Here is a 13,738-nt window from a genome sequence, read left to right on the forward strand (position 1 = left end):
TCACGGTGTGGTGAGGTGGACCCGGAACGGCGGCGACGTCGACACCCGTGGAGGGAGCCGATGACCCAGGCACGCCGGTGGGCGGTGGCCAGCGTCAGCAGTCTGCTCACCGTGGCCCTGGTCTGGCTCGCCTGCCAGCTGGGCTTCGATCTCGACGTGGAGACGTCGGCGACCGTCGCCGCGCTGGCCGCCGCGCTCGTCGCCGCCCCGCTGACCCAGTGGGCCAAGCAGGGGCCGGTCCGGGGCGTCGTCCGGCCGCCGGCCGTCGGCCCCGTCCGGCGACCGCCGCCGGACGCCCCCCGGTCCGGCGGCGGCACGGCACGGGCCTGGAACATCCCCAGCCGCAACGCCGGTTTCACCGGCCGCGACGAGCTGTTGACCGCGCTGCACGACCGCCTCCGTACGGGCGAGCCGGTGGCGGTGCTCGCCCTGCACGGCCTCGGCGGCGTCGGCAAGACGTCGCTCGCCGTCGAGTACGCCCACCGGTTCGCCGACGAGTACGCCCTGGCGTGGTGGGTCAACGCCGAACAGAGCGGCCTGATCGGGGACCAGCTCACCGCCCTCGGTCTCGCCACCGGTTGGCTCACCGCCGCGTCGGACACCGACACCACCGCCCGGCAGGTGCTGCGTGAACTCCGCGAGGCCGGGCACTGGCTGCTCATCTTCGACAACGTCGAGGCGCCCGAGGATGTCGTGGCGTGGCTGCCGCAGGGCCCCGGTCACGTGATCGTCACGTCCCGCAACCCGGGGTGGCGGCAGGTGGCAACACTGCTCGATGTGGACGTGTTCGACCGCGCCGAGTCGGTGGCGCTGCTGCGCACACTCGCGCCCGAGCTGACCGTGGCGCAGGCCGAGCGCGTGGCCGACGCCGTCGGCGACCTCCCCCTGGCGGTGGCGCAGGCGGCCGGGGTGATCGGCGAGACGGCGATGACCGCCGACGACTACCTGCGCGAGCTGACCCAGCACGGCGCCCAGGTGATGGCGGAGGGCAAGCCGCCGTCCTACCCGACGACGCTCGCCGCGACAGTGCAGATCTCGCTGGACCGACTGAACGCCAAGGACCCGGCCGCCGTGCAGCTGTTACGCCTCTGCGCCCTGCTCGCGCCGGAGCCCGTACCCATGGAGATCTTCACCGCCGCGCCCGCCGGCCTCCTTCCCGAGCCGCTGGCGTCCGTCGCCGCGTCCACGATGGCGATCCGCCGGTCGGTCGGGCTCCTCGCCCGGTACGGACTGGCCAAGGCCGGGCCGGTCGGGCCGCAACTGCACCGCCTCACCCTGGCGATCGTCCGGGATCTCGCCGACCCGACGGCCCGGGCGACCACCCGGGACCAGGTCGAAGCCCTCCTCGCCGCCGCGGCGCCCGGCCCGCACCACGAACCAACCTCCTGGCCCTACTGGGGGCGGTTCCTTCCCCACCTGCTGGCCGTCGATCCGGGCGCGAGCAGGAACCCGGATCTCCGCCGGGTCGCGATCCAGGCCGGTTGGTACCTGCGCGGGCACGGAGACCTGAAGACCGGCCACGACATCACCGAACAGCTCTACCAGCAGTGGCGTGGCCGGCTCGGCCCGGACGATCCGGCGACGCTCCAGGCCGCGCACAGTCTGGCGGACGCGCGGTCGCAGCTCGGCCAGCTCCAGGCCGCCCACGACATCGCGGCGGAGACGCTGCGTCGCCACCGGCGGGTGCTGGGCGACGACCACCTGGCCACGCTCAGCTCCGCCTGCACCCTCGGGCTGTGCCTGTACCGGCTCGGGCGGTCCACGGCGGAGGACCCTCCACCGTTCGAACGGGCGCGCGAGTTGCTGGCGGACACGCTGTCGCGGTTGCGGTCACGGTACGGCGAGGACCTGGGGTTGACGCTCGGCACCGCACACAACCTCGCGCTGACCCTGGGCGCGCTGGATCGCCACGAGGAGGCGCTCGCCCTGCACGAGGACACCGTCAACCGACGCCGTCGGGTGCTCGGCGAGGACCACCCGCACACCCTGCTCTCGGCGGGCGATCTCGCCGACGAGCTCGCCGCCGCGGGCCGACCGGCGGACGCGCTGGAGCTGCACCGGGACACCCTCGCCCGGCAGCGGCGGGTGCTCGGCGACGAGCACCCGTACACCATGCTGTCGGCCGCCCGGACGGCGGCGGTGCTCCACCACCTCGGTCGTTCGGCGGAGGCGCTCGCCCTCGGCCAGGAGACGCTGGAGCGTCAGGCGCGGGTCCTCGGTCCGGACCACGTCGAGACCAGGGGCTCCGCGCGCGCGGTCAGCGCCTACCTGCGGGCGCTGGGGCGGCACCGGCAGGCACGCGCGAACGACGCCCGGTTCGGAGGGCTCCCGGTGGTGTCGAGCACCTCACCGGGAGCGCCGGGGACCTCGCCGACGGTGGTCCCCGGCCGTCCGGTCACACCTTGACGTGACACTCGTCGAGGAAATCGACGATGTGGCCGAACACGTCCAGGGCGGCGCTCCGACCGATGATCGGGTCGACGTGCCCGTACCCGGGGATCTCGGCATAACGCACGTCCAGCTCCGGATAGCGGGCGGAGAGCACCTGGTGGCACAGCTTGTTGGAGTCCAGCCAGAAACCGTTGCGGCTGCCACTGAGCAGGAGCAACGGCGCGTCGATGCGGCCGGCCTCGTCGAGCGCGTTCTCCGGCAGCCGGTCGTACCGGCCGTCGTCCAGGTCGTACCTGACCACCGTGTGCGCCAGCTCGATGCGGCGCAGGTGCGGCAGGATCCACAGGGGCACCGTGCCGAACAGGCCGGCGAGCCGGTCATGGGTGACCTCGTCGATCTGGTGGTGCTCGAACAGCGACGCGCCCAGCCCCCACGCGTTGTTCTGCAGGACGTGGCAGGTCGGGTCGCTGCACTCGGCGCCTCGGGCCGCCGCCGCGTAGACCAGCGCGTAACGGGACAACAGTCCGACCTTCTTGAAGTCGGTCGGGAAGTTCACGAAGCGCGAGCGCAGGAACTCGGCGCCGAAGTGCATCCGGGTACGCGTCCGCCAGGAGATCCGTGGCGTCAGGAAGACGCCCTGGGCGACCACCGCGGTCAGCCCGGGCACCAGCCCCGCTGCCAGGCTCAGGGACAGTGACATGGCCCCGATGCAGTGCGCCACCACGGACAGCGGTCGGTCGCCGATCCGCTCACGGATCAGCGCCACCGCCTCCGGAATGTCGTAGAGCGCGACGTCGTCCAGCGTGTAGCGCTCCCGGCCCTCGTTGTACGGCAGGCGGCAACTCCCCCGCCAGTCCAGCAGCCACGGCTCGTATCCGGCCTCCAGCAGCACCTCCGCCAGGTTGCGGACCTCGGGAAGCACGAACATGTCGGCCGACGCGGTGAGCCCGTGCAGCAGGAGCACCACCGGTCGGTCGCTGTCGTCACGCGGCGAGAGGCGGTACAGGCCCAGGCGGGTGCCGTCGGACGCGGTGAACGGGACATCCTCGACCGTGGCGCCGGTGAGCCGGGCGTTGAGCGGCTTGAGCCTCATGACAACTGCCTCCTGTTCTTGCTCAGCTTGCTGACCAACCGCTGCGGGTTGTCCCGGTCCCGGTCGATGGCGTCGCGGCGCAGGTCGAGCAGGTCGGCGCCCGCCCGCAGCGCCGGCTCCACCAGCCCCTTTGCCATCTCCCGGTAGAACCAGCCCAGCCAGGTGATCTTCGCCAGCCGCTGCGCCTGGGCCGAGAGCCGCGGGTTGGCGCTCAGCCCGTCGACCTGGTCCTTCAGGTACGCCGCGCTCGGTACCTGCACCTCTCCGGTGACCACTGCCGGCGCACCGGCACGACCGATGCTGATCTCGATCGCCCGGGTCTGCCGCCACAGGTCACGCCGCAGCCGGGCGGTCTTCCAGCCGTCCAGCCACCACTCACCGCCATCGGCGTCGACGAGGGTGAGCCGGTAGTGCAGCAGCGGATGGTCGGTGCCGTGCCGGTGCGGCACCCCCTCGTCCGGGCGCACCTCGATCTCGCCGTCGGTCACCGTCAACGGTTGCGCGTGCAACCGCGCGCAGGCCACAGTGCCGGTCACGTCGATCCGCCGCTGGCGGACCACCTGGTACATGCTGGCGACCGACAGGGTGAGCGCCATCGTGCAGCCGGTGGTGGCCACCTCGTCCCCGGGGGCGCCGACCAGGCCCGCCGCCCGCTCACTGAACCAGAGGTACGGCTGGTCGTGGCGGCTCGGCAGCGTGATCCGCCCGTCGTCGGCCATCCGCTCGAACGTCCTGAGCTGGGCGGCGGCGTCGTACCGGGCGGGCATCGGCAGATGGTGCCGGGCGATGAACGCCTCGGTGCGGTCGGCACGGGAGGCGGGGCCGAGCATGATCCCCTCGCACAGCTTCAGGGCCGCCGGGTTACGCAGCAGCCGGGCCATGAACTCCAGCTCCGGAACCGGGTCGGCCTCCTGCCGGGCGAGGACCTCCTCCCGCCACTGCTCCCAGCCCAGGACCCGGACGTTCATCCCGGCCATCTTCATGTCCTTGACCATCTCGGGCAGTGTGTCGGCGCGCCCGGTGAGGTGGTAGTTCCGCCCCCAGGCGTCGGGGTCGCAGACGATGGCGGCCGCGATCCGGCTGACCCAGTCGACCGGTGAGGTGTTCATCGCCTTGAACGCCGGGAGCAGCCGGTACCGGGAGGACGCGACGAGGAAACCGGTGCTCAGGTCGTGGGCGTTGTAGGCGCCGGACTCGGTGTGCCCGTTGATCGCGCCGGGCCGCAGGAACGTCACGACGAGACCGTGTTCGCGGGCCCTGCGCAGCGCGGCCTCCGCCGCCCACTTCGACTTGTCGTATCCGGCGACCAGCCGGGTGATGTGCGCGACCGGGTCGTCCTCCCCCATCGAGGTGACTCCCACCTCGTTGAAGACCGCCACCGAGGAGACGTGGTGCAGCGGCTTCGGACGGCCGGTCATGGCCAGCTCGGCGAGGCGCAGCGGGCCGATCACGTTGCTGCGACGCAGCGACGGGTAACCACGCAGGAAGTCCACAGCGGCGGCGACGTTGACGATCGCGTCCACGTCGTCGGCCAGCTCGGTCCAGCGCTGCTCGCTCCACCCCAGATGGGGCTCGCGGATGTCACCGGCGACCACTGTGACGCGCCTGCGCACCTCCGCCGACCAGGGCAACGAGAACTTCCGCAGACCCTCGCCGAGCCGTTGCCGGGCGGCCTCGTCGTCCGCCGCGCGAACCAGGCACACCACGTGGGCGTCGCTGCGCCGCAGCAGGTCCAGCAGCAGGTGGGTACCGAGGAAACCGTTGGCGCCGGTGAGCAGGATCCGGCGCGGCGGCTCGGGCGGCGGCGCCTCGCACCAGGGCAGCCGGTCGGCCAGCGCCAGGTCTTCGAGGATCATCTCGATGTCCTCGTCCGGGGTGCGGACCGGGACCGTCAGGGCGGTGCTGGTGGGACGGGTCTCCCGCGGGGCGCCGGCCCGGTCCTCCTCCGCCGCCGGCAGGCCGGCCGCGTGGGCCCAGCGGCGGGCCAGCTTCGCCGGGCGCGCGTCGGCGAACACGTCGTCGAGACTGAGGCGTACGCCGACCCGGCGGGCCAGGTCGGCGACCAGCTCGACGGCGTCGGTGGAGGACAGGCCGGCCTCGAACAGGTCGGTGTCCACGTCGGCCCGGACGCCGCGCAGGAACCGGCCCGCCGCGGCGACGATCGCGGTGGCCACCTGTTCGGCGCTGCTCGGAGCGGCGGCCATCACCGGCACGGCCCCGGCGTCCGGGCCGCGCAGCCGGGCGAGCAGTTCGGCCGCCTGCGCGCGGTTGCGCCCACTCCCCTCGATGAGCGCGCTGTCGGCCCGGCGGTCGACCACGCCGTTGCGGCCGGGTTCGGTGTCGGGTTCAGGCATTGCCCGCCTCCAATGGCGACGTCGGTTCGGAATCCCAGGAGCGGAAGTCCCGGAGGTGATCGAGACCCACGGTGACGACCAGCCGGTCGGCGTCGACGTCACCGCCGCCCAGACGGGCGACCATCCGGCGGGCCGGAATGTTGCGCGGGGTGTTCTCCGCGGTGAGCCGGACAGCGGTGCAGCCCAGCGCCGCCGCCCGGTCCGCCAGCCAACCGAGCAGTCGGTCCTCCACGCCACGACCCAGCACACGGCAGCTGAGCATCCAGGCCAGCACGTCAAGGACGTCGTCGTCCGGGCGTACCGCGAGCACACCGATCTGGCCGTAGTCGCCGAACCGGTCGCGGGCGGCGGCGGTCCACACCTCGGCGTGCCGCCGCAGGCGGTCCAGGCTCTCGGCGTCGAGCTGGAGCGGCCGGAGGTTGAACTGGTTGGTGCGGCGGCTCAGCTGGATGGTGCGCTCGGCCGTCCGGTCGGTGACCGGGTCCACGTCGAGCCGCAGGTCCAGGCGCTCGATGAACTCGGCGAAACCCGCCTGGCCCCGCGCCTCGGTGCGCGCCTGCTCCTGCCGGTAGAACTCGGCCCGGCCGGCATCCTCGACGGTGGCCGGACGAGGCACGACCGGCCAGATCCGGCGGACGAACGCGGCCAGCTCGACGGCCGGCGGGCAGGTCAGGCAGAGCACCTCGGGAAGGGCGGCACGGATGCCGGCGATCTCCACCGGGTTGTCGTCGAGGAACAGGAAGCTGTCCAGGCCCAGCGACAGCCGGTCGGCGATCGCCGCGATCCGCACGTGCTTCGGCTCCCAGCCGGCGGAGATGACGGTGAAGTCGGCGGGGCTCAGCAGGCAGTCCGGGCGGTCCAGGACGGCGCGCACCGTCGCCTCGTCGTTGTTGGACACCAGAGCCAGCAGCACGCCGGCCGACCGCCACCGCAGGAGCCGCCGGGCGAGCAGGTCCCGGGGGCCGGCAAGGTCGACGGCCGCGGGGCCGACCTCACCGGCGACGCCGCCCCACAGCGTCTCGTCGCCGTCCACCACGATTACCTTGGGTGGCCGGCGGCGAGCCTGCGCGATCGCCTCGGCGGCGGCGAGCGCCACCCCGGCCTGGAACTCCTCCCGGAACGGCAGGTGCGCCATGGCGTCGGTGTGCTCGTCGAAGATCTCGTCCGGGGTGAACCCCTCGGCCCAGAATTCCGGAGGTAGGACGCCGACGCCCGGCGTGTCCTCCAGCCGGGCGACCACCTCCCGCGACCAGGCCGCGTCCGTCGGCTCCGGCAGCAGGCCCACGATCAGCGGCACCCCGGCCCGCTCGGCGAGGCCGGTGAGCGCGGCTGGGTACTCCTCGGCGAGTTGGGCCGGCAGGTCGTCGGTCGTCGGATGGAAGCGGGTCAGGTCCACGGCGCGCAGCAGCACCAGGCCGGCCACCGTTCCCGGGGCGGTGAACACCCCGGCCGGGTCGTGCAGGCTCGCCAGCACCTGGTGGTAGGGCGCGTCGACGATCTCGTACCGGTCGTCGTCCAGGGCCAGCCCGAGCATCGCGGGCAGGTTGCCCAGGGCGAAGGTCGCCGCGACGGCGACCTTCGGGACCGGCGACGTGACCGGCGTACGCGCGTCGTCGGCGATCTCGGCGACCACCTCGAGGTAGCCGGCGACGAGACGGGCGCAGGACTCCTCGTCGAGGATGTCGGTGTTGTACTCCAGCCCCAGCTGGTCGAGCCCGGGCAGCACCGTCACCATGAGGTCCAGGTCGAAGTGGCCGGTGCCGACCGGCAGGATCTCCAGCCGGGTGCCGGCCAGCGCCTGCGGCGGGAGGTAGTTGAAGTAGACCTCGACGAGCGGGGCCTCCGGGCGGTGCAGGCCCTCCTCGATCAGGGCCGGCATCGCGTCGAGGAAGGTGACGCCCTGGTCCCGTACCCGGCTGAGCCGGTGTTCGGTCTGCCGCAGCAGATCTCCGGCCGGCGTGCCGGGCGCGACCTCGGCCGGGTACGGAATGGGCACCCCGAAGAACCCGATCGCCGTCGTGGCGTCCACGTGCAGCCGGGTGTCGATCGGCACGGCCAGCACGAAGCGTTCCCGGCCGCGCAGCCGGGCCAGGTGCACGGTGAGCGCGCCGAGCCAGAACGCCGCCGGTGTGACGTCCAGGCGGGTGGCCTGCTCCGCCACCCGTTCGGCCAGCCCCGGCGGCAGAGCCGCGTAGTGCGTGCCGGAGCGGTACGAGCGGCGCTCCGGTCGGGGCCGGGCCAGTTCCAGGTCGAGCCGCTGAACTCCGGCGAACTGTGCCCGCCGCGGCGCGGTGGGCTCCCCGGGCAACGCGGCCTGGGATCGCAGCAGCAACTCGATGTCGTCGTTCGTCGGCGCGGGCGCCGGCGCTCCGTTCAGCAGCGCGCCCGCCGCCACGCCGATCAACATGAGGGACGCCAGGTCGGCTACGGCGTGGTGGGCGCCGATCAGGAACACCTGGTCGCCGTCGGGATAGTGCAGCATCTCGAAGCGCCAGAGCGGAGGTGTCGCCAGGTCGAACGGCGGTGCGAGCAGTTCCTCGAGCCGTCGTCCGGGGTCTGTCCCGGCCGGCACCCGGGACCACCGGAGCAGCCCCGCACCGGCCTCCGCCGCCACCCGGAGCAGGAAGCCGCCGTCGTCGTCCGCGACGATCGCGGTGCGTAGGGCGGCGTGGGCGCCCGCCAGGCCCGCGCAGACCTCGGCGAGCCGATGTTCGTCGGCGTCCGCGCCCAGGCGTACGGCGAGTCCGATGTGGTGGGCGACAGCGGGCACGCCGCGCTGCTCGGTGCGGATCAGCCGGACCACGTCGCGGGTCGCCGGCCACTCGATCGTGCCCTCCACCGGCGTTGTCGCGCCCGGTGTCACGGCGGTGTCCACACCCGCGGCACCGCTCAGGTGCTCGGCGATGCTCTCCACGGTGGCGCCGTTGAACATCATGGCGACCGGCAGGGCGCGGGCGAAGTCGGCCTGGATCAGGCTGCGGGCCTGCATGGCCATGGCCGAGTCGAGGCCCTGACCGACAAGTGGCGCCCCGGTGTCGAGCCGATCGGCGACGAGGCCCAGCACCCCGGCGAAGCGGTCCCGGACCCGGGCCACCACGGCGTCGCGGTCGGTCAGATCGACCTCGCCGGCCGGGGTGGCAGCGTCGGACCGGCGCGGCAGCAGGGTGGTCAGCAGGTGCGGCAGCAGTCCCGGATCGGTGCGCCGCAGGATGGCCAGGTCCAACTCCAGCGGCAGCAGCACCGCGCCGGACGGCGACGGGTCGGTCCGGGCGTGCGACAGCGCCGCGTCGAACAGCGCGAGCCCGGTCTCCGTGGGCAGCGCGGCGATCCCTCCGCTACCGATACGCCGCAGGTCGTCGTCGGTCAGGTGAGCGGTCATGCCGGTGGCCTCGGCCCACAGGCCCCAGGCCAGCGAGACACCGGGCAGCCCGGCGGCGCGGCGCTGCTGCACCAGCGCGTCGAGGAAGCCGTTCGCCGCGGCGTACGCGCCCTGGCCCGGCCCACCGAGCACACCGGCGACCGACGAGAAGACCACGAACGCGTCCAGCTTCGCTTCGGCGGTGAGCTCGTGCAGGTGCCAGCCGGCGTCGACCTTCGGTCGCAGCACCGTCTCCAGTTGGTCGGCGTCGATCGCTGTCACCATCGCGTCGCTGAGCACGCCGGCCGCGTGCACGACACCGGTCAACGGGTACTCGGGGGGCACCGTGCGCAGGACGGCGGCCAACTGGTCGCGGTCGGCGGCGTCGCAGGCGGCGATGCTGACCTCCGCGCCCAGCGCCTCCAGGTCGGCGCGGAGCCGGTCCGCGCCGTCGGCGCTCGGTCCGCGCCGCGACAGCAGCAGCAGGTGCTTGACACCCGCCTCGGCGAGATGCCGCGCGAGCAGCGCGCCGAGTCCGCCGGTTCCGCCGGTGACGAGCACGGTCCCGGCGCCGAGTTCGGCGGCCGCGCTGCCACCCGCCGGCACCGGATGCCGCCGCAGCGCGGGGGTCAGCAACCGGCCGTCCCGGATCGCCGCCTCGGGCAGGCCGGCCCGCACCGCGTCGGCGACCAGCCTGTCGGTGGCGTCCGGCGCCGCGCCGGTCGATTCGACGTCGATCACGGTGAGGCGATCCGGGTTCTCGGCGGCGGCGGCCCGGACCAGGCCCCACACGGCCGCCTGGGCGGGGTCCAGCCGCTCCGGCCCGACACCGGTCAGCACCGCGTCGCGGGTCAGGACGACCAGCCGCCCGGAGCCCGGACCGGCGAGCCACCGCCGTAGCTGCGGCAACAGCCGGTCGATCAGCAGCCGGACGCCGGTCACCGGGTCGTCTCCGGTCTCCGCGTCCCGCAGCGACACCACTGCCGGTTCGACGGCCGAACGCGTGCCCGTGACCGGGTGCGCCGACCACCGCACCGACAGCAGGGCCGCGTTGCCGGCGGCCGCGGGCCGGGCCAGCAACGAGGTGACCCGGCCGACCGGGTCGCCGGCCGCGTCGCTGAGCTGGATGTCGCGCAGGTCGCCGTCGGCGGTGATCCGTACCCGCAGGTCGGTCACTCCGGAGCGCCACAGCGAGACAGCGCCGATCGAGAACGGCAACACGGCGCGTCGCTCGCCGGCCCCGGCGGCGGCGGCCTGGAACGCGGCGTCCAGCAACGCCGGATGCAGACCGTAACGGGCCGCCTGGTCGGTGCCGAGCGTGACGCGGGCGACCCATCCGTCGCCGTCCCGCCACAGGTCGGTGAGCCCCTGGAAGGCCGGCCCGTACTCGATCCCGGCGTCGGCCATGCCGGGGTAGTGCGGGGTCACATCGACGCGCTGGGCGCCGTCGGGTGGCCAGGGCACGTCGTCGGACCGCCGGGGCGGCTCGTCGCCCGCACCCACCAGCCCGGTGGCGTGGTGCCGCCACGGATCGTCCCCGGACTGGGAGTAGATGTCGATCCGGCGGCCCTCGTCGGCGGGCGGCCCGATCGTCACCTGGAGCCGGACGTCACCCTCCGCGGGCAGGGCGAGCGGTTCCTGCAGGATCAGCTCACGCACCGCCGGACAGCCGGCCTGCTCACCGGCGCGCAGCGCCAGCTCCACGAACCCGGCACCGGGCAGCAGCTCCCGGCCCAGCACGACGTGGTCGCCGAGCCAGGGATGGGTGGCGCGGGAGATCCGACCGGTGCAGACCAGCCCGTCCGTCTCCGCCAACCTGATCGCGGCTCCGAGCATGGGGTGCCGCACCGCGCCCAGTCCGGCGGCGCGGACGTCACCGACGGCTGGCGCGGCCGGCAGCCAGTACCGCTCCCGCTCGAACGGGTACGTCGGCAGGTCGACCAGCCGTCCTCCGCCGGTCCAGGCGGAGACGTCCACCGCCGCCCCGGCCGCGAACGCCACGCCGAGGCTGCGCAGCAGTGTGGTCTGCTCGTCCTCGCCGCGCCGCAGGGTCCCGGTGACGGTCACCGGGTGGTCGTACTCCTCGGCGAGTTGCGTCACCGCGCCGGTCAGCACCGGGTGTGGGCTGACCTCCACGAACATCCGGTAGCCCGCGTCCAGCAGGCTCCGCACCGCGTCGGCGAACCGGACGGTCCGACGCAGGTTCCGCAACCAGTAGGTGGCGTCCATTGTCGTGGTGTCCAGTTCGACCCCGGTCACCGTGGAGATCAGCGGCACCCGGGCCGGGCGCGGCGCGATGTCGGCCAGCGCGGCCGACACCTCGGCGCCGAGGTCGTCCACCTGCGACGAGTGCGACGCGTAGTTGACCGCGATCAGCCGCGCCTGGATGCCGTCGCGGGTGGCCGCGTCGACGAATCCGGCCACGTCGGCGGCCGGTCCGGAGATCACCACCTGGTCCGGGGCGTTCACCGCGGCCAACTCCACCCCGCCGGTCAGCCGCGCGGTCACCTGGTCCGCGCCGGCCAACACGGACGCCATCGCGCCGCGCCCCGCCAGCCGGCCCACGGCGCGGCTGCGCCGCACCACCACCCGCGCCGCGTCGGCGAGCGACAGGGCCCCGGCCACACAGGCCGCGGCGATCTCGCCCTGCGAGTGACCGACCACCGCGACCGGAGGTACGCCGGCGCGGCGCCACACCTCGGCGAGGGAGACGAGCACCGCGAACAACACCGGCTGCACCACGTCGACCCGCTGGAGCCACCCCTCGTCCGCGCCGTTGATCACCTCCTCCAGCGACCAGTCGGTCAGTGGGGCGAACGCCTCGGCGCACTCGCGCATGCGGTTGGCGAACACCGGCGACGACACCAGTAGGGAACGTCCCATCCCGAGCCACTGCGAGCCCTGCCCGGGGAAGACGAACACCGCGCCGTCGACCGGCACGGCCCGTTGCGGCGTGACCTCGGCCAGCCGCTCCACCAGCTCGCCGGTGCTCCGACCGACCACCAGCGCGCGGTGCGGCCAGCGGGAGCGACGGGCCAGCGTGTACGCCACGTCCTGCGGATCGAGGGCCGGCTCGACGGCCAGCCGTTCCCGCAACCGCTCCGCCTGGCGGCGAACGCCCTCGGCCGTCCGCGCCGAGAGCAGCCACGGGACGGCCGTAGCGGGTTGGTCGTCCACCGGCCGGACCGGGTCCGGCTCGGGCGCCTCCTCCACGATGACGTGCGCGTTCGTGCCGCTGTAGCCGAACGAGGAGATGCCGGCCCGGCGCGGACGCTCCGACCGCGGCCACGGTCGGCTCTCGGTGAGCAGCCGGACCTGGCCGGCCGACCAGTCCACGTGCCGCGACGGCTCGTCGACGTGCAGGGTGCGGGGCAGCTCCTCGTGGCGCAGCGCCTGCACCATCTTGATCACGCCGAGCACCCCGGCGGCGGCCTGGGTGTGGCCGATGTTCGACTTCAACGACCCCAGCCACAGCGGCCGCCCCTCGGGACGATCCTGCCCGTACGTCGCCACCAACGCCTGCGCCTCGATCGGATCACCCAACGTCGTCCCCGTACCGTGACCCTCCACCGCGTCCACATCCGCGGCCGTCAACCCCGCGGCCGCCAACGCCTGCCGAATCACCCGCTGCTGCGACGGACCATTCGGCGCCGTCAACCCGTTCGACGCGCCGTCCTGATTCACCGCGCTGCTGCGTAGCAGGCCCAACACCGGGTAGCCGTGTTCACGCGCGGTGGACAGTCGGGTCAGGACCACCATGCCCACACCCTCGCTCCAGCCGGTGCCGTCGGCCGCCGTCGCGTACGCCTTGCACCGCCCGTCCGGCGCCAGTCCGCGTTGCCGGGAGAACTCCAGGAACGTGCCCGGGGTGGCCATCACTGTCACGCCACCGACGAGCGCCAGCACGGACTCCTCGGCGCGCAGCGACCGTATCGCCAGGTGCATGGCGACGAGCGAGGACGAGCAGGCGGTGTCCAGCGAGATGGCCGGGCCCTCCAGTCCGAGCGCGTACGCCACCCTCCCGGAGATGAGGCTGGCCACGTTCTCGCCGGCGCCGTAGTCGTGGTAGAGCGATCCGGTGAACACGCCGGTCCGGCTTCCCCTGAGGGTGTGCGGGTCGATGCCGCCGCTCTCCAGCGCCTCCCAGGCGGCCTCCAGCGTGAGTCGCTGCTGCGGGTCGACGGTGAGCGCCTCGCGGGGGGAGATGCCGAAGAAGGACGGGTCGAAGTCACCGGCGTCGGTCAGGAAACCACCGGACCGGGTGTACGTGCGTCCGGGCCGGCCGGGCTCCGGGTCGTACAGGCCGTCGACGTCCCAGCCCCGGTCGCGGGGGAACTCGCCGATCAGGTCCTCGGCGCGGGCCACCACCTCCCACAGTCGGTCCGGTGTGTCGACGCCCGGCGCCCGGCAGCTCATCCCGACGATGGCGATCGGCTCGTCACGCTGCTGTTCCAGCGCCTCCAACCGGGCACGCGTGACCTGCAGCTCACCGGCGACCTGCTTGAGGTAGTCGACGAGTTCGGCTTCGGTGGGCATGCTTTC

4 protein-coding genes are annotated in these 13,738 nt (G+C 73.7%); 1 reads left to right on the forward strand and 3 read right to left on the reverse strand.

The window, feature by feature from the left end; genetic code table 11:
- The first annotated feature begins 60 nt into the window (after nucleotides 1-60).
- Entirely contained in the window at nucleotides 61-2,406 is a 2,346-nt protein-coding gene (gene fxsT, locus O7634_RS29355; protein WP_278153377.1) for an FxSxx-COOH system tetratricopeptide repeat protein, read from the forward strand.
- Here fxsT and O7634_RS29360 read toward each other — a convergent pair.
- The 3 genes from O7634_RS29360 to O7634_RS29370 are packed head-to-tail and all read right to left on the reverse strand — an operon-like array spanning nucleotide 2,396 to nucleotide 13,732.
- Nucleotides 2,396-3,484 (reverse strand): alpha/beta fold hydrolase, encoded by a 1,089-nt coding sequence (locus tag O7634_RS29360; RefSeq protein ID WP_278153378.1) that lies wholly within the window; start codon nucleotides 3,482-3,484, stop codon nucleotides 2,396-2,398. The genes fxsT and O7634_RS29360 overlap by 11 nt on opposite strands.
- Nucleotides 3,481-5,838 carry a thioester reductase domain-containing protein gene (locus O7634_RS29365; RefSeq protein WP_278153379.1) on the reverse strand — a complete coding sequence of 786 codons (2,358 nt, stop codon included), beginning with the start codon at nucleotides 5,836-5,838 and terminating at the stop codon, nucleotides 3,481-3,483. Before O7634_RS29365 ends, O7634_RS29360 begins: the two co-directional genes overlap by 4 nt.
- Nucleotides 5,831-13,732: a type I polyketide synthase gene (locus tag O7634_RS29370; protein WP_278153380.1), complete on the reverse strand. Its 7,902-nt coding sequence runs from the start codon at nucleotides 13,730-13,732 to the stop codon at nucleotides 5,831-5,833. The genes O7634_RS29365 and O7634_RS29370 overlap by 8 nt, the downstream gene beginning before the upstream one ends.
- Nucleotides 13,733-13,738: the final 6 nt, after the last annotated feature.

The organism is Micromonospora sp. WMMD1120 (assembly GCF_029626235.1).
GTDB lineage: Bacteria > Actinomycetota > Actinomycetes > Mycobacteriales > Micromonosporaceae > Micromonospora.

Coding starts and splice junctions, on each gene's coding strand:
- fxsT (WP_278153377.1), top strand. CDS start 61: ATGACCCAGGCACGCCGGTGGGCGGTGGCCAGCGTCAGCAGTCTGCTC.
- O7634_RS29360 (WP_278153378.1), bottom strand. CDS start 3,484: ATGAGGCTCAAGCCGCTCAACGCCCGGCTCACCGGCGCCACGGTCGAG.
- O7634_RS29365 (WP_278153379.1), bottom strand. CDS start 5,838: ATGCCTGAACCCGACACCGAACCCGGCCGCAACGGCGTGGTCGACCGC.
- O7634_RS29370 (WP_278153380.1), bottom strand. CDS start 13,732: ATGCCCACCGAAGCCGAACTCGTCGACTACCTCAAGCAGGTCGCCGGT.